The organism is Pyxidicoccus sp. M6, assembly GCF_055568925.1.
The window spans coordinates 5,828,482-5,849,232 of sequence record NZ_CM145714.1 but is presented as its reverse complement, the minus strand read 5'-3'; the positions used below and the strand labels follow the sequence as shown (position 1 = coordinate 5,849,232).

Here is a 20,751-nt window from a genome sequence, read left to right as displayed (position 1 = left end):
GCCATCTTCCCTGACCCAGGGGGCGGGAGGCCATGGCGCCCCCCTGCTCCCGTGCCGCGAGAATGGGCCGGAGGGCTCACGCCCCGCGCTCATGCCACCTGCGCCTCTGCGATGGCGGCACGAAGCTCGTTCGCCACCCTCTCCACGTGCGGCTCGGTCAGCAGCGAGACATGGTTGCCCGGGACCATGCGGAAGCGCAGCGGTTGCATCGAGACGTCCTCCCAGCCCTCGGTGAGCGTCTCGCAGAACTTGCTGTCCTGGGCGCGCAGGAAGGTGATGGGGCCCTGGAAGCGCTCGGCCGGCTCATAGCCGGAATGGCTCGCGGCGCGATAGAGCGCCAGGATGCGCTCGATGCGCTCGTCGGGCTCATCCGGCGGATAGGCACCGTGCTTCCTGGCGAGGTCCATGAAGTGCGCGATTCGCTGCTGCGGACCGAGGGTGCGCAGCTCATCGCTCTTCAGCCCGATGTCCACGTCGAACCAGTACCGGAAGCCGGCCGCGACGATGGAGTAGAACTCGACGAGGTCGTCCAGGAACGTCTCGTTCGGCATGCGCTGGCGGACGATGGCGGGCGACCAGGCGTCCAGCACCGCGAGCACGGCCACCCGCTCCCCGCGGCGCTGCAACTGCAGCGCCATCTCCAGCGCGACCGTGCCGCCGGAGCAATGGCCTCCCAGGAGGTACGGGCCATGCGGCTGCACGGCGCGCATGGACTCGATGTGGTCGGCCGCCATCTCCTCGACGCGCGTGAACGGCGGGCGGGCGCCATGGAGGCCACGGGTCTGGAGACCGTAGAGGGGCTGCTCAGGCCCCATCCAGCGCGCCAGCGCATGGGAGTTGAGCGTCGTCCCCTCCCCTCCCGGCAGGAAGAAGAAGGGGCGCTTCGAGCCGTGTGGCTGGAGCGGGACAATGGGCTGCTCATTGAGCGTCCTCGACTTCGCGCGCAGGAGACATCCGAGGCGCTCGATGGTCGGCTCCTGGAGGAATGCCTCCATCGGGAGCGGGGTGTCGAACTGCGCCGAGGTCTCGGCGAGGACGGCCTCCGCCCGGGCGCGGTCGCCGCCGAGCTCGAAGAAGTCGTCCTTCATCCCGATGTCGATGGCAGCTCTGTGCAGGGGGCCCGCCCAGAGCCGCGAGACTCGCAGCTCGTAGGCATCTCGTGGGGGAATGAAACGCTGGGGCATCGTCGTTCTCACATGCTTCGGTTGGGAATCACACCTGCGCTTCCGCGATGGCGCCCCGGAGCTCGCGCGCCAGGGCATCCACGTGGGGTTCGGTGACGACCGTGACGTGGTTGCCCGGGAGCTCCCGGACGCGTGGCGGCTGCGTGGAGACCTCCTCCCAGCCTCCCGTGGGGGTGACGCACAACTGGGAGTCGAGGCCACGGAAGAAGGCGAGCGTGCCCGTGAAGCGGCCCTGGGGCACATACGTATTGCGACAGAGGTGACGGCCGAGGGCGAGGATGCGATTCGCGCGCTCATCGGGCGCATCGGGCGTGTAGATACCGTGCTTCCTGGCGAGGTCCATGAAGCGCGCGGCTTGCTGGTCCGGCGAGAGGCCGCTCAGCGCCTCGCGCTCCAGCGGCACGTCCTCGCCGAACCAGAACTTGAAGCCCTTCGAGAGGAAGAAGAAGAAGTCGGCGGGGTCGTCCGCCATGGTGATGACGTCATCCTGATAGAAGGGCGCGGGCGCCAGTCCATCGATGGCGGCGAGCAGGGCCACGCGCTCCCCGCGCCGCTGCAGTTGCAGCGCCATCTCCAGCGCGACCATGGCGCCGATGCAGTGACCTCCGAGAAGGTACGGCCCGCGCGGCTGCACGGCGCGCATCGCCTCGATGTGGTCGGCCGCTATCTCCTCGACGCGGTCGAACGGCGGGGGCCCGCCATGGACACCTCGCGTCTGGAGTCCGTGGAAGGGCTGTTCCGGCGCCATCCGGCGCGCGAGCGCGTGGAAGTTGAAGACGTTCCCCTCCCCGCTCGGCACGAAGAAGAAGGGGCGCTTCGAGCCATGCGGCTGGAGCGGGACGACGGGCTCCTCGTTGAGCTTCCTCGACTTCGCGCGCAGCAGGCAGCCGACGTGCTCGATGGTCGGCTCCTGGAGGAACGCCTCCATCGAGAGCGGCGTGTCGAACCGCGCCGAGGTCGCAGCGAGGACGGCTTCCGCCGTGGCGCGGTTGCCGCCGAGCTCGAAGAAGTCGTCCTTCACTCCGACGTCGTCACGGCGAAGGCTGTCTGACCAGAGCCGCGACAGCCGCAGCTCGTAGAAGTCTCGGGGTACCACCAGATGTCTGGGCATGACCTTCCTCAATCGTGATGGGGCCTGGGGGTGCGTCGCTCGCGAGCCATGCGAACGCGTCGCATCCCATGGGAGTGATGGCCCCGCGGTGATGACGGTGGGAGCGCGGCGGGTGGCTCGCGGTGGACCGCGAGCTCCTGGTCGCGCACCCGGCGCTTGACGTGAATCGGCAGCGCGCCGGAGGCCGCCTCGCGCGCGAGCACGCTCGCGATGAGGTGCGCGACGCGGGACCAATTGCAGTACCCGTCAATGGCCGCTCGCTGGCGCAACTGGACGGCCGGGTCCACCGCACGGCGCAACGTGGCCAGCGCCCGCTCCTGCTCACCGAGCGTGTCGACGAGGACCGGCAGCGGCGAATCCCGGTGTGTGGCGCACTGGCTGTCATAGAGCCGCTCGAGCTGGAACGCGTAGACCGCGCGCTCCATGGCCACCTCCGCGGTGATGGCATCCACGCCGCCTTCCGGCCCCTCCAGCGGGTCTGGCGGCATGAGGAGTGGAGGAATGCCATTCACCAGTGCGGCGCCGATGCTGCTCAGACCCGGGCGGCAGACGAAGGTCGCCTGGGGCTTGGCGGTGAGGGCCCGGAGGAACGTGCTCCAGTGCTCGTCAATCCAGCCGAGGAGCGTCACATTCGAGGGCCGCGAGCGCTCGAGCTCGAGCGACAGCCACGCGCGGTCCTCCGCGCTCCCGCCCGCGAGCAGGAAGTGCACGTCCTCCATCCGCGCCGCCAGCGCCAGCATCGCGCGCCAGTGCCGGCGGCTGCACGTGGAGAAGCCATTGCCCTGCGACACGAGCACGACGCCGCGAGAGTCCCTCGGGGTGAAGAGGTGCTGGAGCGCCGGCGAGCGCTGGGCGAGGAGGGCTCCGGCCCGCTCCGCGGCCTGTTCCGGGGAGAGCGCGCTGGCCTGGCCGAGCGGCGGTATGACCACGTAGGGCTGTTGGCCCGACTCCAGCAACCGCCAGTCACGCCAGTTGACGGCCTGATACCAGACGGTGCCACGCTCCGGCACGCTGGCCATGAGCTCCCGGCTCGAGGCCTCGAAGTCGACCGAGGGATTGCGCCGCGGGTCAATCCCCGACTCGCGCAGCGCGTCCGTGAGCTCGCGCCGCGTGTGGATTGCGGGCGCGGACGCGGCCAGGAGCTCCGCCACTCCCGCTGTCACCTTCGTCGACCGGGCCTGTCGCTCCAGCTGACGGAGCCACTCGAACTCCTCGAACGCATATCGCACGGCATGCAGCGGAACTTCCTTCTGCTGCGCGTGCTCGGCGAGCTGGTGGAGAATCCAGGTCTCCGGCCGGCAGTCATTCACGATGGCGGCGGCGCCCGCGCTGGCCCGGGCGAGCTCGAGGTTGTCCGCGAGCCACAAGAGGGCCGCCTCGCGGTTCAGGAGCGCCGGACGCGAGCTGTTGGCGACATCGGCGGACGTAATCGTCGCCGACTCCGAGTCGCTGTAATAGAGCGGCACCACGTGGATGCCCTCCGAGCGCTCGGCCTTCCGGCGCGCATACGCCGCGTCCTCCTGTCGCCGGATGGCCGCGGTGAACGGCACGGGGTCCGGGAGCCTGGCGAGGGCTCCGTGCACGGCCGGCACCCAGCCCGTCGTGTGCCCGAAGGCCTGCGCGACGTACAGCACACTCGTGGGAGCCGCCGCGTGGTGGGCCGTCACGCGGAACCGGTCCGCGCGCCGGGGGTCCGGCCCCGTGACATGGAGAGGGGCCCGTGCCTCCCGCAGTGACGCGCCGTCGCGCGGAACGAGCAGCGCCAGCCGCGTGGCCCGGTCCGAAATCAGGATGCTGTCCTGACCGGCGGCCAGGGCGAACGCCACCGTGTCATGGGCCGGCAGCGCGGCTTCAATCGAGAGAGGCTGCCCGGCGATGGAGATTCGCGGCGACTCCCCGGGCGCGAGGTACGTCACCTCGATGCGCCCGAGCGAGAGCTCGACGGCATCGCCGCGCGGCACGCAGGACGGAACATCCCGCGGCGGAAACGCAAACATCGCAGGGGCTCTCATCGGGCTGTGTCGTCCGCGTAGAGGTCCCTGGAGACCATGTCTTCGTACGTCTCCGCGCGACGGACGAGCGTCTCGCGGTCCTGCTCCAGGACCACGATTCCCGGCTGCGGAAAGCAGAAGGAGTTCGAGAAGGAGACCAGATAGGCCCCCGCGTCCATCACCGCGAGCGTGTCGCCCGTCCGGAGCCGGGGAAGCTCGATGGCGGTCCGCAGGCGGTCCATCGGGCTGCACGTGGGGCCGTCGAGGGTGTACGTCTCACTCGGAGCTTCGCCCCACCGCTCGGCGTGGAATATCTCGTGATACTCGCGATGCAGGATGTGGGCGATGTTCTCGCCGGCATCCAGGATGGCGTGCGCGGGCCCCGCTCCGGCCGCGTTGAGGCTGCTGACCCGGCACAGCAGCAGCTGGGTGTTCCCGGTCATCGCACGGCCGGGCTCCAGGAAGATGCGAGGTGCGGGACGGCCGGCGCGATGGAAGTGGTCCTCGACCTGCCCGACGAGCCGCGCGAGGTAGTCCTCAATCGAGAGCCTGCGACGGACCCGCTCGGTGAGCGAGAGCGGTGAGGCTTCGAGTGGCAGCACCGTCGGCACCGCCAGACTCCCGCCGAGGTCGAGCATCTCCACGGCGAGGCCGAGCCGGGCGTGGAGCACGTCACAGAACTCCAGCACCTCACGAACGAAGCGCTCCAGCGTCTCGGCGTCCTCGATGGCCACGCCCCGGTGCGCGTGCAGACCGACGACTCGTAGCGAGGGATGCGACAGCGCCTCCTCGTAGGCCGCCAGCGCCTGCCCCCCGGCGATGGGGATGCCGAACTTGCCCGACCAGCTATCGGAGGTGGCCACGCGCAGGCCCACGTTGGGACGCTTGTCGAGCTCCGCGGCGGCCCGTGCGACGAGCGCAATCTCCTCGCGATGATTCAGGTTGGTGAGCAGGAGCTCGTTCTGCACGAGCGTGCGCGCGATGCTCGGCGTCTTGCCCGGGCCGTTGTAGATGATGTTTCCGGGCGCGACCCCGAGCCGCATGGCGAGCCACAGCTCGTACGGAGAGACGACTTCGGCTCCGAGGCCGAGCTGGGACAGCCTCTGGAGCACGGCTGGAATCGGATTGGTCTTGTAGGAACAGAAGACCTCGGCACCCCGCTGCCGGCCCGGTGGCACCTGCTGGAAGCGCCGGACATTCTCGGCGAGCCGGGCGGCGTGGACGACGAACAGCGGGCTGCCCCAGCGGTCCGCCAGGCTCGCGAGCGACTTCCCCTCCAGGCACAAACCCTGTTCGGTTCGCATCAGGCCCCAGGTCTCTGGAGGAAGGGATTCGGATGCAACAGCGGAGTGAGCGGAGAGGTTCAAACCCTCATGGCATGGTGGTGAGTCTGTCGAGATGGAAGCGAGGGGCGTTGACACGAAGAATCCTTCTGTCGATGCGAGCGAGAGTTCCCCCGGAAACACCGCTGACTGATTACAAGTCGCGGTGCTGTATCAGCGCGGTGACCGGGGCATGCCCTCGCAGAGCACGGCGCATGCCAGCACCGGTACACACGGAGCCCCCTCGAGAGCGCCTCCCGCCGCGCCCCGGTTGACATGTCATTGGCGTGGCATTGACGTGTCAGTGCTCTCGCGCGCGGCTCACGGCCATGGCGAGAGGCCTCGAAGCGCCGCGACGACCGTCCAAGGCCTCCGTTCACTCAGTAACGGCAGGCCTGCCCATCACAGGAGCCCTGCCCCATCGGCTGATCTCGCCACGCGTGGAGTGACGCCGTCGCGTCCCCAATCATCATGTGGACCAGCCGACGGCTGTGGCACTCCGGACTCCCCACATCGGTCCGGTGTGGATGGCCGTCGTCCACCTGCTGGATTGCGTTGGAGTCCGACTACCTCGCGAGTAGTCTGCTCGCGCGCGGTGCGGACCGCCTCACGAGGTAGCTCATGGAGTCCGAAGTCCTCAATCCGGCAACCCTGCCCCCCGGGACGCGAATCGGCCCGTGGCGCCTGCTGGAGCAGCGCGGCCGGGGCACCTACGGCGTCGTCTACCGCGCCGTGCATGCTGAGTCGCAGGACTCGGACGTCGTGGCCCTCAAGCTGGCCATGCACCGGAGGGATGCACGCTTCGCGCGCGAGGCCGAGCTGCTCTCCCGCATCCACCACCCCGCCGTCCCACGCCTGCACGACCAGGGCCTCTGGCAGCCCCGCGAGGGCGTCTCCTACGCCTGGCTCGTCATGGATTGGATTGAGGGCGTGCCGCTCTATGAGTGGGCCCAGGCCCAACGCCCGTCCTCACGGCAGGTGCTTCAACTCCTGGCCCGGCTCGCCCGAGCCCTGGAGACCACCCATTCGGCAGGCGGCCTCCACCGCGATGTGAAGGGCGACAACATCCTCGTCCGGCGCAAAGACGCTCTGCCTTTCCTCATGGACTTCGGCGCCGGCCACCACCTGGGAGCCGCTACGCTGACGTCGCAGCTCTTTCCTCCCGGTACCCCGTCCTACCGCGCGCCCGAGGCGTGGCACTTCGTGCTTGGCGCCCCAAAGCCCCCGGATGTCGCCTATCCCCCGGGGCCCGCGGATGACCTCTTCGCCCTGGGCGTCACGGCCTATCGGCTCGTCACCGGGATGTACCCACCCTCGCCGCACCCGAGGGGTGAGGAGGTCTGTCTTTGGAAGCCCGAGGAACTGGCGCACTGGACGGCGCGAGTCAGAAACCCCCGCTGCACTCCGGAATTGAGCGCGCTGGTGTCTCGGATGCTCTCACTCCAGCCCGAGGCGCGAGGAAGCGCGCGGGAGGTGGCCGAAGCGCTGGAGCAGGCGGCACGCCGCGCGGGACGTGAGGCGGATGTGCCTCTCTTCACGGGAGACGAGCCGAGGCCCGCGGGCCTCTTTCCCCTCCCCCAGCGCGTCACGGTACGACCACCTCCTCGCCCGCGCAGGTGGCCTTGGGTCGCGGCCGCCGGCCTCGGAGGCGCACTGGCGCTGAGCGCTGCGGGGGTGTTGAGCGTGAGTCTCTCCGAGGCGCCCGCTCCGTCTCAACTCGCGGAGCAGGAGGAGTCAAAGGATGGCGGCACCGTGGCCGTCGGGGACTCCGCTCTGACGGCGCGGGTGGCGCCCGAGCGAGCACCCTCCGTGTGGCAACCCATCGCGGTAGACCTGCCACCGAAACCCTTCCCAGGGCAGCGGCGCCCGGACGGCAACGGCCGCTGTCCCGGCAAGGTGCAGGTCGCAATCAACGGCGGCTGTTGGAGGAAGCTGCCCGTGGACCTGAAGGACTGTGATGAGTGGGATGGCTTTGAATACAGGGGCGCGTGCTACCTCCCAGCGATGACTTCGGAACGCCCTGCTACCTCGGGCCCCTCAGATCGAGACGACAGTCCATAGCCTGCGGCTCCAGAGCCCTGCTCGTGCTTGGACGCAGGAAGGGCCCTGGCGCCCTCCCCCGGTAGGCGAGCACGTCCAGCGCGGAGGTGCGGCGAGGCAGCCCTGCTCAGGTTTGCTTGCCCGCCGCGGACCTTCCAGTCCCCTCAGTACATCTGCTCGAAGACGAGGACCTTGTGCGACTGCGGGAACAGGATGACGAACACGTCGTCGTACCAGGTGCCGCCCCCCTCGTAGGACACGTTCTGGAGGAGCTTCACCTGCACGTTCTCCGTCCCGTTGCCATACGTGGACAGGAGGAGCGAATGAAGCGAGGTCGAAGCGAAGCTCCAGTACATGGACGACTTGAAGCCGGCGTAGGTGAGCGTGCTCACCGCCGGGTAGAACGACACGGAGTAGCCGCGCTTCGCGCGCACCGCTTCCACCGCCTTCTCCTGAGTGGTTCATTCGCGGGCCGAAACGCCGGAGAGCGCAGCTCCGTGGACGAGGAGCCTCGCCAGACAGCCCGGCCGCATCCGTTGAACGGGCATACGCGCAGTATGTCGCACGGAATGTTTCACCCGGGGCGAGGTGGGCCGCTCATCGCTTCGCGTCAGCGCTTCGTGCGTCGAAGACGGCGCCCGTGAGGCCATGGGTGAAGACCTTCGAGGGCGGCAGGCCAAACATTGCGCGAAACAGTCGGGAGAAATGGGCCGAATCGTAGAAGCCCGCGGCGTGCGCGACTTCGGTGAGGCTTCGGCCTCGGAGTGCGAGCGCGGTGGCCACCTGCATCCGGTGCCAGGCGCGAAATGCGCCCATCGGGACGCCGACCTGTTCGCTGAATCGGTGTTCGACGAGGGAAGTGGAGGCCCCCACCCGTTGCGCCATCGTCACCGCATCGGAGGGTTCGTCGTCGGGTGTGGAAAGAAACGCGGCGACACGAGCGATGCGTGCGTCGACCGGCAGCGGACAGGGTCCCAGATTCAGAGCGCTCTGGAAGAGCTCGGTCCAGGGTTCGGGCTTTCGCGCCGCAAGGGCGGTCTCGACTGCCGAGCGCAACGCGCCCGCGTCGACCCGACGGCTGAGTCCCGCGCCAGGCTCCAGGAACAGCACGGCGGCTCGTCCGCCATGAAAGTCGAGCGCATGCCACTGCCACCCACGCACGAAAGCGGCTTCGTGGTGTTCGACATGCCCGTCGCCGTCGACGAGGTCGAACGCATCATCGAGCCCCACGAGAACGGCGTTGGCGGCGAACCGATGCCTGGGCAGCTCGTGGAAGCGGCCGACGTACAGCGCTCTTCCTCCGCCCAGCAACAAGTGGCTCCGCATCTGCGGAATCATACAAGCGTGGGACGTGGCGCCGCACGTAGCTTGATGCATTGAGCCCGCCGCTCCCCTGCCCCAGCCGTACCGACGACTGTTCGTTCGAACAGAGGAGGCCTCATGGCCGATGAACACCCGTCCCTCTCCCAGATGATTCTCGACCGGACGCGCGCTTCACCGCGCCGCGTCGCGTTCCGTGTGCGACGAGACGATGCCTATGTCGACGTCCCCTGGTCGGAGCTGCTCCCGCGCATCGAAGCCATCGCGTCGGGGTTGCTGAGCGCTGGTCCGGTGGACGATGGCGCATGCATCACCATCGTCGGCAACACCACGATGGAGTCGTGCCTCGTCGACTTCGCGGCCCTGAGCGTCGGTCTCAAGACGGTCCCCGTCTACGCGAGCCTGCTGCCGGAAGAGGTGGGCTACATGCACGTGGACACCGCGGCACAGCTCATCGTCGTGGACGACGGAAGCCAACTCGACAAGGTGCGAGCCTTTCGAGAGGGATTCACGTTCTTCGAAAAGCGCTACTCGCCGGCCGTGCTCGGTGCCCGGGCGAAGGTCGTGGTCATCCATACGGCCGGTCTTGCTCCCGCGGACGATTGGGAGAGCCTGGAGAGCCTCGAGGCCCGGGGTCGCGCCCGACGAGCGGCGTTGGAGAATGAGATGCGTCGAAGGGCGTCACTGATTCGACGCGAGCACGTCGCGACCTACACCTATACCTCGGGAACCACCGGAGCGCCGAAGGCGGTGATTCAAACCCACGACAACATGTTGACGATGCTCGAAGACGTCGCCGACGCTGGGCTGTTGGATGACAACGTGCTCAGGCACGGCTTGTTTCTCTTCCTACCCGCTGCGCACTCCTTCGGACGAATGGTGGAGTTCGCGGGTCCGTTCTTCGGCGCGCCTCTGGTCATGTCGTCGGTGCCCACGCTGGCAGCGGATCTTCTCGCTGCGCGCCCGGGGTTCTTCCCGGCGGCTCCGCGTGTCTTCGAGAAGATGATGGCGAAGGTCACGAGCGCCATCGAAAGCGAGCAAGGGTTGCGACGATGGGTTCTGGAATGGGCCCTGGGCGTGGGTCGTCAAGTCGCGTCCCGTGGCGCTGCCGGCGATTCGCTGCCGGTGTGGCTGGCAGCTCAGCGTGGATTGGCGGACCGCCTCGTGTTGGCGAAGCTGCGCGCGCGTTTGGGCCTGAACAACGCTTCCGTTCTTCTCTCGGGAGCCGCTGCGCTTCGCGAAGATGTCCAGATGTTCTTTCTCTCCTTGGGACTGACCGTTCTGGAGGCCTACGGACTGACGGAAACGTGCCCCGGCTTGACCATCAATCGCAAAGAGGACGTGCGTCCAGGAACCGTTGGACGACCGTTCAAACGATGCGAGCTCAAGCTGGAGCCCGATGGTGAGCTCCTTGCTCGCGGGCCGAATGTCTCCCGGGGCTACTTGAATCGCCCGGATGCAACGGCTGAAGCATTCGATGACGACGGGTGGTTCCGGACGGGAGATCTCGGCTCCATTGATTCGGAGGGGTTCGTTCGGATTACCGGGCGGAAGAAGGAGCTGCTCAAGACGAGTGGTGGAAAATACGTGGCGCCGCTGAAGATCGAGGCACAGCTCAAGCGACACCCGCTCGTCCAGGAGGTGGTCGTGGTCGGCGACGGGCGGAATTACTGTACGGCTTTGTTCGCGCTCGACGCGGAGATACTCGCGGTGGTGGCTCGACGCGAGGGTATTCCGGCGGATCCAGCGCACCCGCGAATCAGCAACATCCTGCGGACGCTGGTCGAGGAAACGAATTCGGGCCTGGCGTCCTTCGAGCGCATCAAGGCGTTTCGTGTGTCGCCCGGTCCGTTCACGGTGGAGGGTGGCGAGCTCACGGCCTCGCTGAAGGTCAAGCGCCACACAGTTGCGCGGAAGCACGCGGCGTTGATTGAGTCGATGTACGGGGCCTGAGATAACGTTTGAGGAGTCACAGCTCCGACTCCAACGACTCCCCTGACTCCGGCATCGGCATCCCCGAGGTGCCGAAGTCCTCGTTCGCGACGTGCTCCTTCTCCGAGGCCTGCGATGCGTTCGGACTATTCCGAGCGGGTCTCCCTCTGCTTCGAATGAGGGGCACCTCACTCGAAGCTAGGGGTCGACCTGCGTGACGAGCCCTTCCGCGTCGACGTCGAAGTGCAGCGAGCCCCGGTTCGTGCCCACCACGAACAGGGCATAGCGCCCCCCGGGCTGGAGCGCCCGGGGCCCGTCCAGGACGATGAAGCCGGCGGGCGTCTCGCCGTAGGTCAGCGAGGCCACGCTGGCCTCGTCGCCGAACGGCTCGGCTCGCAGTTCCCAGTAGACGTCCCCCGCCCGGTTCACCACCTGGATGTTGCTGTAGCGAGGGCGGTCCTCGTGCTCCGGGTCCACCACGGTGAAGCGCGGGGCGGGCAACCGCGCGCCCTCCTCCAACGACACCTGGAGGAGTGGGCGGCACGCGGTGGACAACAGGAGCAGGCCACAGACCCACCCCAGCCTGGCGAGGGACGAGGACCTCATGGGCTACCCCGCTCCTCGACCCGCCCGCACCTCGGCGAGGGCCGCGTTGAGCTGCGCCGTGTAGTCCGTGCCCTTGTACACGAAGGGCTTGCCGGGCGTCGTGATGCAGCCGGCGAGGTAGGCCTGCTCGAGGAACTCCGCCTGCTGCTCGGGGTTGAGCTCGCTCCAGGACTTGCCCTCGTCCAGCCCCTTCTTGAACTCGTAGCCATCCCCCACGCCCTGAGCCAGGAGCGCCTCGCTCATGTAGTCCGTGCCGCCATTCTGGTGCTGCCAGACGTGCGCCGTCTCATGCACCAACAGGTCCGCCTTCAGGGGCAGGTACTTCTTCGGGATGTAGATGGTGTCGCCGTGGGTGAACGCGCGTCCGGAGGCACCGAAGACGCCTGCGTTACCCTCCTTGATGCGGATCTTCGAGTAGTCGATGGAGTCCCCATAGACGCTCCGCAGCGTGGCGATCTCACTGTCGCTCAGCTTTCGCCCGGGCGGCTCCAGCCCCACCATCGTCTGGATGGCGCTCAGGGCCCGGCCCCCCATCATCAAGAAGGCGTCCGCGGGCGTCTGCACGAACGTCTTCAGCACGCCCATGCCCATGTCCTTGAGGCCCTCGCCGAACTTCCCCTGGAACAGCTTGCCGATACCGCCGAAGAAGGTGCCGATCCCCTCCTTCCAGTTGCGGACCGCGCCCAGGATGGTGCTCAAGGCGCCCGTGAACATGCTCCGCGCGCCGTCGGTCCAACGGTCCCAGAAGGTCTTCGCCGCGCCGCCCACCCACTTCGCCGCCGTGCCCACCGCGCCGCCCACCCACTTCGCCGCCGTGCCCACCGCGCCGCCCACGGCCTTGGCCGCCGAGCCGACCGCGTCCACCGCCGAGCTGGCGACATCACCCACGGCCTTGACCACGCCGCCCACCGCGTCACCAATGGCGCCGAAGGGGTCCCAGAACTCGACCTCCTTCTCCTGGCCGTCCACGCGGATGATGCCCTTGTCGTTCTCCGCGCGGATGTCCGCCACCTGCTTCGGGGTCAGCTTCTCTCCGGAGAGGACGCGGCGGAACAGCTCGCCCTCATCGCCCTGGGTGTCCTCGGTGTTGAGCCGGGTGTCCAGGTGGTGGCCGGCCTCCTCCACGAAGGTGGACGCCGCGAGCGACGGGTCCAGCGATGCGTTGATGAGCACCGTCCCGGACTCCGCGTCGTAAGCGCCGTTGGCGCCGTTCAGCGTCTCCGCGGGAACCGTGCGCACCGGAGGCAGCCAGCTGAAGTCGCCCTTCAGGGCCTGCTGCCGGAACTGCTCGGCCTTGGCGGAGTCGTAGCCCGCGCCGTAGACCGTCCGCATCGTCTCGTGGAACTTCTGCTTGTCCGAGGCCAGTGCGCCGAACTCGCGCTTGAACGTGGACGTCACATCCGGCTGCTTCGAGACGAACGCGCTCTGCTCGAAGAGGCCCGCACGGCGAGCCGTCAGCTGCGATGACCGGGGTGAAGTCCCCCGCGTCGTGTTGCCGCGCGCCGTTCCCTCCGGCAGCGCGTTGTGAGGCACCTGTGACGCCATCCTCGCTTGGATCCGCATGGTCATGTCCCCCCCCTCAATGAACAACTGGGACAAGGTGTAACCCAAGGTCAGCATCGAATGACATACGACGACCGACCGATGGCTGGGGTCGGCGCGGCTCCGCCCCTCTCGCAACCTGGATGCGATTGCAACGGACGTCCTCGAAAGTGGCGTCACCACGCGGGTTTCCATCCCGGATACCCCACCGGGCGTCGATTGGCGGCCCGCGCCAGGCTGGCCGACGCGACGCTGGGGGCGCCGGTCCCCGGCATCGTCGAGGTGGCCGGGCCGGTTCGACGAGTGGCTCCGGCGAGCCCCGCTCCCTGGCCACTGACGCGTCAATGACATGTCCGTTGACACGTCGAAGCGCGCGAGCGCGGCCCGCCCCAATGCCCTCTGCAAGGAGCCGCACGAGAACACCCTTTGCAAGGAGCCACATCGTGACCACATCGCGACTGCGTATCCTTGGAACCGCGGCAGGAACACTGCTGCTCACCGCCCTGGCGGCCCACGCCGCCTCCTCCACCCCGGGCCCGTGCGTGGAGGCACAAAAGGCAGCGACGTCGTCCCCGGCCCCCGGCGCGTACGTCCCGCAGTGCACCGCCCAGGGCTACTTCGAGCTGGTCCAGGCCCACGGCTCCACCGGCTACAGCTGGTGTGTGAACCCGAAGACCGGCGCCAAGGTTCCGGGGACCGAGCGGAAGAAGGGCCAGCCCGCGCCGACCTGCTGAGGGTCTTGCTTCCGCATTGGCGTGGGTTCGCCTCTCGGCTCAAACCATTTCAAAGAGAAACGAAGAGAAATGACGAAAGCAAATTCTCGTGGCAGCGGGTCCGGCGTAAAGCGCTACTTCCAGTTCGGCGAGAGGCCCTTCCTCAAGGGGGCCGGCACCCGATCACCGGAAGCCTGGTTCCTGGGCACCAAGGCCGAGAACGTCGAGGAGCTCGAGCGGCTCGTCGTCGAGGCCATCCGCGATCACGCCTTCTGGCGGCGCAACTTCCACCCGCAGGATCCCACGCATATCACCGAACAATCCAAGCGAGACCCGGCGTTCCTCCACGCGATGGACTCGCTGAGGGACAACTTCCGGTCGCTCCTGTCGTTCCTCAAGAAGTCCGTCCCCTTCTTCAGCGGCCGATACCAGGGCCACATGAACTGGGACACCACGCGCCCCAGCGTGCTCGGTTATCACTACTGCGTCAGGGGCCCGAGGGGTGAACGGGGAGACCGAGCCGGCCGAGTGAGGAGCGTCGGGGGTTGGCGCGGTGGCAGGTGGGGCAGCGAGGCAGCCAGGTGGCAATCACCCGCGCCATGGCGAGGCGTGCGGTGATGAAACTGTCGTGGAAGTAGCGCTCAGGCCGAGAGTGGCTGCGTGTAGGTTTCAGCCGCCCCTCGGGCCGAGGGGGAAAAACGCCGCGCGCGTTCGGCCACGAGGAACGCGTAGCAGCACAGCGCCACGGAGACATGGTGATGCCAGCCCGGGAAGCGGCGGCCTTCGTAATGGTCCAGGCCCAGCTCACCCTTGAGGTCCTCGTAGACGCGCTCGGTTCTCCAGCGCTGCATCACCAAACGGATGAGTTGCTTTTTCGTCCTGCGCTCCGGCAGGGAAGCGAGGAAGTAATTGGCCGGCTCGGGTTCACCGTCTCGCCACTCGATAAGCAGCCACAGGGGCTCCTGCTCTCGCTGAGGCACGCCCGCGGCGACGACGCGACGCAAGGCGAAGCGCGCCGACAAGGCTTCCTGTGTACCCTGGCGCCAGGTGCACCGTCGAAAACCTCCCCGCTCATGAATGCGCAAGGCCAGGTCCGCAACGCTCCGCGCGTCCTTTCGGGGACGCCCCTTCTTATCCAACAGGCAGACGGTGGTCCTTGGGTCCACCGCCACCGCGTAGTGCAAGCCCAGCGAGCGCAGATGGGCACGGAACTGGCTGGAGCTGCCGTAGGCGGTGTCCGCCAGGACAATCCCCGGAGGGACGCCGTCTTCCATGGCCCGGTCAATCATTTGCAATGCGAGTTGAGGCTTGGTTCTGAAGGAGACGTCGGCGGGGATGCGGGCCTCGCGGCGGCGCGTTTCGTCTTGGGCCCAGCACTCGGGCAGGTACAGCTCGAAGTCGAGGGGCAGGTGCTCGGTGCGGGTGGCGACACTGAGGCTGACGCCAATCTGGCAGTTGGTCACCTTGCCCGCCGAGCCGGTGTACTGCCGCTGCACGCCCACTGAGTGCTTGCCCTGCTTGAGGAAGCCCGTGTCGTCCACAATCCAGACTTCCACCGGCTCGCGCGAGGTCATCGCCTCCAGCGCGTATTGCGCCGCCGCCCGCCGCACGTCCCGGTCGCTCCACTTCGAGTCCACGGCGAAGTGCAACAGCCGTTGGTGCATGGCATCCACCCCTCCGGGGTCCGGGCATGCGCGGGCGGCGATGGGCTCGACGCTCTTGCGCTCCCCGTCTCCCAGCAGGCCCATGGCATAGAGGGCGAACGAGCCACGCCGGCTCTCCTCGCCGAGCACGTCCCCGATTCGCTGGAAGTACCTCTCAAGCCGCTGCACAGCAGCGGCATTCATGATGGAGTCCATACCTACTTCATGAGTAGGACACCGGGCGCACAACGCAATGGTAGCCAAGGGCGCGCAGCCCTCAGTCGCTCGCTCCCCCGCATACCCCTAACGCAGTAGTGTTACGAGGTGCTGGGCTTCCGCGCTTTCGCCGGCATCCTGAAGGTGCACCTTCTGCACCGCGATCTGCACAGCGTGGAGGTCTTCAAGACGTAGGCGCGGGTCATCGCCCGAGCCGCCTCCCGCGCCCGCACTGGAGGCGGTACGTCCGGGCCCTGTCGCGGCCCCCGTAGTCACCCGCTCATGCTATTCCTGTTTTGCTGGTTGAAGACAGGTCTGCATTCGCGGTCCTGACATCTGGAGGTCGATTCACGTGAGCGCACATGCATCGAAGTCCCTGGGCATCCTGACGGCCGCCGTCTTCTCCCTTACCGGTGTCCGCACCGCCCAGGCCCAGACGGAGGCCCCTCTCTCGAATGGTCGCGTCACCCTTCGCGTCCCCATCTACCCCTACATCCCGGACGCGGCCGGGGACCAGTTCGCGTCCCTGCTCACGCGCCTGGAGACGGAGTTCGAGCAGCAGCATCCCGACGTCGACCTCGTGCTCAACCCCTCGTGCTTCCAGGACGACTTCTATGAGCCGTCCACGATTGCGCGCTCCCTGAAGGGAGAAGGGGAATGCAACTACGACGTCATCGAGACGGACACGGTGATTCTGGGAGAGCTCGTCGCCACCGGAGCAGTGAGGCCGTGGTCCCGGCTCCCGGAGAACGTCTTCTGGCATCCCGCCGGAGTCGCCTCCTCGTTCCACCAGGGGAAGCTCTACGGCATTCCCCACTGGCTCTGCGGCCACTTCGTCATCTCGCGCGACGAGAACGTGCGCCGGGCCCGGACGGTGAGCGACCTGCTCCAGGCGCTGGAGGCCCGGCAGACGCCGGCGCCCGACATCGCCGCGGACCTGCTCGGGAGCTGGAACCTGCCCGCCCTGTACCTCGATGCGTGGGCGGACACGAACGGGGCGAGGCGCATCGAGTCCGCCGTCACCACGTCCTACTATGACCCGGCCGCGCTCGATGGCCTGCGCCGCGTCACCCAGGCCTGCGAAACCAATGGGGCCAACCCCTGCGTGGACGGCACCTACAGCGACAACTACGACCTCGCCGCGACACGCTTCGCGCAGGGGCAGGCGGACGTCACCATCGGCTACTCGGAGCGCCTGCACGTCATCCTGAAGAACCTGCCCGAGGGCCAGAGCGCGTCCGACATCAAGCTGTCCTCCGCGCCCCTGGGCGAGGGCAACCGTCCCATCCTCTTCACGGACTCGTACTTCTTGTCGGTCCGCTGCACTGGCGCGTGCGAGCAGGCGGCGCGCAAGTTCGTGGAGTACATGAGCCGGCCGAGCACCTTCGAGTGGATTCTGATGAGCGAGGATGCTCCGGCGGGAACGCGGGTGCCGCGCTACCTCGTGCCCGCCACGCTGGATGCCTACGCGACGCCGAAGGTCCGCAGGGATCCGTTCTATCCCAGCATCGCCCTGGAGGTGCTGGACGGCAGGCCCTTCCCCAACGAGGGCCTGCTGGACATCCGCGGGCAGATGCGTGACGACATCCTGGAGGCCATCACCCGGTAGAGGACATCACGCGGGCACGGTGGGCACGACGTGCGAGGAAGGTCGATGTTCCCCTATGCGGGCCCGTGGGCAATTCCTGTCCGGGGCCGCTGGGGCGCCACATGGTTTGACAGGGTTTGACGACGGACGCCTATACTCGAACCCGCCGCCTGATTGTCCCCGCCCCACACCCAATCCAGGCGCGCAAGAGACAGCAGCCCAACAAGGAACCCTCATGACACTCTTTGAAAGAGCAGTGGTCTTGTCTGCCGCCGTGGCATTCCTCACGGCCCCCATGGCCCACGCGGCGATCGGCGACCGTTGCAGCCCACAGATCGCCAACAACTCTTCGGCCCCCACTGTGTGCGCCCCGGTCTGCACGCAATACGGAATGGTGTTCACGGGAAACTGGAGCAACAATCCCAGCCACCCTCCCGTGAAGGCATGTATCGATTCGGGAGGAGGACAGGCCGTGTGTGGCTGCGCGCTCCCGAGCACCTCCGGGACCGCGACGATCATCCCGACCGTCCACTTCGTCGACGCGGCCACGCCCCTGCGCGTGCCCATCGAGCTGAAGAAGACCTGCTTGCAGGGGCCGGACACGCTGGACGCCAGCGACATGTGTCCCGTCATCACCGCGAACGGCCTGACCTACTGGGCCCTGAGCTACCTCGACAACAGGCTGGGGATGGCCATCGTCGCGTATGACGCCAGCGGCAACGTCGTGAGCCTCATCGAGAAGGCGGGGGCCCGCTATATCTGGGACATCGCGGTCGATGCCACGAACCACACGCTGGTCTTCAAGGGGCAAGGGAGCAACACCTTCACCCTGAAGTGGACCGACCTCATCGTCCCCCAGATGAGCGGGGCGACGACGGCGAACCATGTCATCTGGCCCACGGCCCTCAGCGGTCAGGCGTGGTGGACGAACGGCGTGGCGAACTATGGCGCCCCCGCCCCCTTCGGCAGTGGCTCGGGCCAGATCCTCGACCCCTATGTGGAGCACGGCGCTGGCAAGCAGTTGTGCGCGATCAAGCAGCAACCCTGGTTCGACTTCGTGAGCTCCACGGTGACCTCTCCGTCCTCGACGGTCACCTGCATGACGCCCCCTACCCCGGGACAGCCCACGTACAACGCGGCAATGAACGCCTTGCTCGACGCGGCGGTCAACGACCACAGCCTCATGGCCGCTTTGCGTACCGCCACGACCGACAGCCTCCTCATCTCGCTCGCGGCCAGCCGGGGGTTCACCATCACCTCCGCGGATATCGCGCAGAGCAGAGGCCATGGCTCCGGGTTCTCGAGCGACTTCGACTCTACAAGCGCCCTGGCCAGGACGTCCGTCACTGACGCGGCCTGCGGTGGTGCCAACCAGAAGCCGTGCTCCCAATGCGCCGAGGAAGTGTGCGTCTACTGGCCGTTCAACTTCTGCTGCATCAAGGAGTCCTGCTCCTGCTCCAGAACGGTCAGCACGTGCGCAACGGGCTTGAGCGTCAATGCCAATGGCATCTGCCAACCCGCCTGCCCTGCCGGCCAGATCTGCAAGGACTTCCCAGTCTACCTGGAGTACAACGACAGCGGGACGACCGCCAATGGCGTATGCGAGTCCTGGCTGGGCGTCTCCAATTGCGCCAAGGGCATCCCGAACGACGCGCTCGCGGATTACGAGGTCGTCTTCAGCAATGGGGTCGCCTACTACAAGACGACCAACACGCCGGTGAGCACCTGGGCCGTGAGCTCCGTGAGCGAGACGTTGTACGTCATCGACGCCCGGGACGGTCGCATCTACATGATCAACGTCGATGGCCGGTTCATCCAGATTCGCGGCTCGGCCAACTGTATCAACGAGACCAAGCCGCCGGACAGCTCGACCCGTTATTGCACCAGGCCGCGATTGACGACCCATGCCGGGATCCTGATGGGGTCGATCGCGGGCTTGCCCAGGCCGAACACGCCCCCGGGACAAGACGCCCGGCAGCAAATCAATGTCATCGGCGCGGGCACCATCAAGCTGAACAATGGCGTGATCCAGTGGATCACCAATGACAGCGGACACTTCAAGCCGACCCAGACGAACCTCCAGAACACGATCGTCCGGTTCAGGAGCGCCGGGTTCTCGAACTTCCCTCCCTACGGTGGGTGTGAATATGACTTCAAGCCCGTCACAGGGAAGACGGGCGTCTATCGCCAGGACTCCGTCTGGGTCAATTGCGAGCTCTGATGCGCACGGCGCGTTGCATCCAGGCTCGGTTTGTCCTCCCTTGACGTGAGAAACGGGCCCCAGCCGCTCTTCATCCAACCCCCATTCTCCTCGATTCTCTTGCGTGCCCGCTGGCTCAAGCAGTAGCCGGCGCTCGCTGTCGTTCGGCCATCAATGGCCGTACGGCGTCGGGCGCTGGCGTTCTGCGCGACGTGGGCCGGGTTCCTATAATCCTTTCGCAGCCAGCGCGGCGATTTCGTAATCGCCGTCATCAACCAGCCGTTCCCATCCCTCGAACCTGCCGAGGCCCAGCGCGCGGGCCATCGACAGCAGCAGGCTTTGCCCTGCGACCGGACGATCCGGCGCGAGCGCATATATCGGGTCGGCGAACGCCGCCTGCGGCGTTGTGAGGGTCCACCCCATCTGCCTGAACATCGCAATCACATCGTCCAGCCACAGCGCGTTGATCAGGTTGTGGTGCAGGAGAATCACCTGCGCGATATCTCGGCCCTGCAGCTTCTGCGACAAGTCGCGATAGGCGAGGGCTCGCTGGCGGATGTGACTCAGATAGGCATCTCTGATCGCGCTCACGTCGGCGGCAGGATTCTTCTTCAGCGTCTCCACCAACTTGTCATTGAGCCGCCAGTCGCTGGTATCGACGCTCACGTACGCATTCCGGTAGCCCTGCTGCTTGAGGAAGCTGCGCATGCCGTCGAGCTTCTCCGGCGTGTTCCCTTCGCGAAGGAAGGTAAAGCGGAACCACTTCTGATAGCCCGGCAGGTCGCTGATGATGCGGTCGCAATCGAGTATCTCGCGCTGGTATGCATCAAGCGGCACCTTGTGCAGGTCCGGATGCGTCATTGTATGGTTGCCGATCGCGTGGCCTGCCTTCCCCCACGCACGCGCCAGCGTCAGGCCAGCCTCGGTATTGGCGCCGTTTCCCGCCGTGACGAACAGCGCGGCCTGCACGCGATGTTTTGCCAGTGCATCAAGCATGGCCTGGTTGCGCTGCTGCGCGTTCATGCGCGGCGTGTCGCTGACATGCGGGCCGTCGTCGAACGTGAAGGCGACGGATTGCGCTTGGGCGGCCATCGCCGCCAAAGCGAGCGCGGCGGCGGTGATGAATCGGACGGTCGAATTTCGCACCGCGGTTCCTTTCGTTGAACAAGCCTTGCGCCAGACGAACCGCATCCCATCCAGCTCCACGGGCGTGAGCGGTCTGGGCGCTTCGTTCTCGGATGACTTGGACACGGTCCCAACCTTCGAGCCGCAAACTACTAAGGCCTTAGTTGGATTTCAACTATTGATTTAGTTGTTCGACGGATGGCTCGCCCCAGTCAATG

The 20,751-nt window shown here is 67.1% G+C and carries 16 protein-coding genes and 1 pseudogene; 6 read left to right on the top strand and 11 right to left on the bottom strand.

Features of this window, described 5'->3' with window-relative positions; genetic code table 11:
- Positions 1-89: 89 nt before the first annotated feature.
- The 4 genes from ACVTJA_RS23405 to ACVTJA_RS23390 are packed head-to-tail and all read right to left on the bottom strand — an operon-like array spanning position 90 to position 5,590.
- On the bottom strand, positions 90-1,184 hold the full coding sequence (locus ACVTJA_RS23405; protein WP_465839303.1) for a thioesterase domain-containing protein: 1,095 nt from the start codon (positions 1,182-1,184) through the stop codon (positions 90-92).
- A gap of 28 nt (positions 1,185-1,212) precedes the next feature.
- Entirely contained in the window at positions 1,213-2,295 is a 1,083-nt protein-coding gene (locus ACVTJA_RS23400) for a thioesterase domain-containing protein (RefSeq protein ID WP_465839301.1), read from the bottom strand.
- Positions 2,296-2,303: 8 nt separating this feature from the next.
- Complete coding sequence (locus tag ACVTJA_RS23395) at positions 2,304-4,256, bottom strand: hypothetical protein (protein WP_465839300.1); 1,953 nt, start codon at positions 4,254-4,256, stop codon at positions 2,304-2,306.
- 47 nt (positions 4,257-4,303) lie between these two features.
- Positions 4,304-5,590, bottom strand: coding sequence for a diaminopimelate decarboxylase family protein (locus tag ACVTJA_RS23390; RefSeq protein WP_465839298.1), 1,287 nt, complete (start codon positions 5,588-5,590; stop codon positions 4,304-4,306).
- A gap of 639 nt (positions 5,591-6,229) precedes the next feature.
- Between ACVTJA_RS23390 and ACVTJA_RS23385 the strand changes: the two genes are divergently transcribed.
- Positions 6,230-7,669, top strand: a complete 1,440-nt coding sequence (locus ACVTJA_RS23385) for a serine/threonine-protein kinase (RefSeq protein WP_465839296.1) — start codon at positions 6,230-6,232, stop codon at positions 7,667-7,669.
- Positions 7,670-7,812: 143 nt separating this feature from the next.
- Here ACVTJA_RS23385 and ACVTJA_RS23380 read toward each other — a convergent pair whose 3' ends face one another.
- Both ACVTJA_RS23380 and ACVTJA_RS23375 read right to left on the bottom strand, forming a co-directional pair.
- Positions 7,813-8,091, bottom strand: a complete 279-nt coding sequence (locus ACVTJA_RS23380) for a hypothetical protein (protein ID WP_465839294.1) — start codon at positions 8,089-8,091, stop codon at positions 7,813-7,815.
- A gap of 154 nt (positions 8,092-8,245) precedes the next feature.
- Positions 8,246-8,986, bottom strand: a complete 741-nt coding sequence (locus tag ACVTJA_RS23375; RefSeq protein WP_465839293.1) for an AraC family transcriptional regulator — start codon at positions 8,984-8,986, stop codon at positions 8,246-8,248.
- A gap of 102 nt (positions 8,987-9,088) precedes the next feature.
- Between ACVTJA_RS23375 and ACVTJA_RS23370 the strand changes: the two genes are divergently transcribed.
- The gene (locus ACVTJA_RS23370; RefSeq protein WP_465839291.1) at positions 9,089-10,921 is read left to right on the top strand and encodes an AMP-dependent synthetase/ligase; all 1,833 of its coding nucleotides are present in this window, start codon (positions 9,089-9,091) and stop codon (positions 10,919-10,921) included.
- Positions 10,922-11,098: 177 nt separating this feature from the next.
- Here the strand turns inward: ACVTJA_RS23370 and ACVTJA_RS23365 are convergent, their stop codons facing one another.
- Positions 11,099-11,506 carry a hypothetical protein gene (locus ACVTJA_RS23365; protein WP_465839289.1) on the bottom strand — a complete coding sequence of 136 codons (408 nt, stop codon included), beginning with the start codon at positions 11,504-11,506 and terminating at the stop codon, positions 11,099-11,101.
- Between the two features lie 3 nt (positions 11,507-11,509).
- Positions 11,510-13,075 (bottom strand): hypothetical protein, encoded by a 1,566-nt coding sequence (locus ACVTJA_RS23360; RefSeq protein ID WP_465839288.1) that lies wholly within the window; start codon positions 13,073-13,075, stop codon positions 11,510-11,512.
- A 416-nt stretch (positions 13,076-13,491) separates the two neighbouring features.
- Here ACVTJA_RS23360 and ACVTJA_RS23355 point away from each other — a divergent pair, with 416 nt between their 5' ends.
- Both ACVTJA_RS23355 and ACVTJA_RS23350 read left to right on the top strand, forming a co-directional pair.
- Positions 13,492-13,782 carry a thyroglobulin type-1 repeat-containing protein gene (locus ACVTJA_RS23355; protein ID WP_465839287.1) on the top strand — a complete coding sequence of 97 codons (291 nt, stop codon included), beginning with the start codon at positions 13,492-13,494 and terminating at the stop codon, positions 13,780-13,782.
- A 69-nt stretch (positions 13,783-13,851) separates the two neighbouring features.
- Positions 13,852-14,379, top strand: a complete 528-nt coding sequence (locus ACVTJA_RS23350) for a hypothetical protein (RefSeq protein WP_465839285.1) — start codon at positions 13,852-13,854, stop codon at positions 14,377-14,379.
- Positions 14,380-14,402: 23 nt separating this feature from the next.
- Here the strand turns inward: ACVTJA_RS23350 and ACVTJA_RS23345 are convergent, their stop codons facing one another.
- The gene (locus ACVTJA_RS23345) at positions 14,403-15,608 is read right to left on the bottom strand and encodes an IS701 family transposase (RefSeq protein ID WP_465839284.1); all 1,206 of its coding nucleotides are present in this window, start codon (positions 15,606-15,608) and stop codon (positions 14,403-14,405) included.
- Positions 15,609-15,972: 364 nt separating this feature from the next.
- Between ACVTJA_RS23345 and ACVTJA_RS23340 the strand changes: the two genes are divergently transcribed.
- Both ACVTJA_RS23340 and ACVTJA_RS23335 read left to right on the top strand, forming a co-directional pair.
- Positions 15,973-17,229 carry a type 2 periplasmic-binding domain-containing protein gene (locus ACVTJA_RS23340; protein ID WP_465839282.1) on the top strand — a complete coding sequence of 419 codons (1,257 nt, stop codon included), beginning with the start codon at positions 15,973-15,975 and terminating at the stop codon, positions 17,227-17,229.
- 214 nt (positions 17,230-17,443) lie between these two features.
- Positions 17,444-19,429 carry a hypothetical protein gene (locus ACVTJA_RS23335; RefSeq protein ID WP_465839280.1) on the top strand — a complete coding sequence of 662 codons (1,986 nt, stop codon included), beginning with the start codon at positions 17,444-17,446 and terminating at the stop codon, positions 19,427-19,429.
- A gap of 65 nt (positions 19,430-19,494) precedes the next feature.
- Here ACVTJA_RS23335 and ACVTJA_RS23330 read toward each other — a convergent pair.
- Positions 19,495-19,623: pseudogene (locus tag ACVTJA_RS23330) on the bottom strand (IS5/IS1182 family transposase); the annotation flags it as partial.
- Positions 19,624-19,633: 10 nt separating this feature from the next.
- Complete coding sequence (locus tag ACVTJA_RS23325) at positions 19,634-20,659, bottom strand: polysaccharide deacetylase family protein (RefSeq protein WP_465839278.1); 1,026 nt, start codon at positions 20,657-20,659, stop codon at positions 19,634-19,636.
- Positions 20,660-20,751 lie beyond the last annotated feature (92 nt).

Excerpts from the sequence above, each read along its gene's own strand:
- ACVTJA_RS23405 (WP_465839303.1), bottom strand. The coding sequence starts at position 1,184 with ATGCCCCAGCGTTTCATTCCCCCACGAGATGCCTACGAGCTGCGAGTC.
- ACVTJA_RS23400 (WP_465839301.1), bottom strand. The coding sequence starts at position 2,295 with ATGCCCAGACATCTGGTGGTACCCCGAGACTTCTACGAGCTGCGGCTG.
- ACVTJA_RS23390 (WP_465839298.1), bottom strand. The coding sequence starts at position 5,590 with ATGCGAACCGAACAGGGTTTGTGCCTGGAGGGGAAGTCGCTCGCGAGC.
- ACVTJA_RS23385 (WP_465839296.1), top strand. The coding sequence starts at position 6,230 with ATGGAGTCCGAAGTCCTCAATCCGGCAACCCTGCCCCCCGGGACGCGA.
- ACVTJA_RS23375 (WP_465839293.1), bottom strand. The coding sequence starts at position 8,986 with ATGATTCCGCAGATGCGGAGCCACTTGTTGCTGGGCGGAGGAAGAGCG.
- ACVTJA_RS23370 (WP_465839291.1), top strand. The coding sequence starts at position 9,089 with ATGGCCGATGAACACCCGTCCCTCTCCCAGATGATTCTCGACCGGACG.
- ACVTJA_RS23365 (WP_465839289.1), bottom strand. The coding sequence starts at position 11,506 with ATGAGGTCCTCGTCCCTCGCCAGGCTGGGGTGGGTCTGTGGCCTGCTC.
- ACVTJA_RS23360 (WP_465839288.1), bottom strand. The coding sequence starts at position 13,075 with ATGACCATGCGGATCCAAGCGAGGATGGCGTCACAGGTGCCTCACAAC.
- ACVTJA_RS23350 (WP_465839285.1), top strand. The coding sequence starts at position 13,852 with ATGACGAAAGCAAATTCTCGTGGCAGCGGGTCCGGCGTAAAGCGCTAC.
- ACVTJA_RS23345 (WP_465839284.1), bottom strand. The coding sequence starts at position 15,608 with ATGAATGCCGCTGCTGTGCAGCGGCTTGAGAGGTACTTCCAGCGAATC.
- ACVTJA_RS23335 (WP_465839280.1), top strand. The coding sequence starts at position 17,444 with ATGACACTCTTTGAAAGAGCAGTGGTCTTGTCTGCCGCCGTGGCATTC.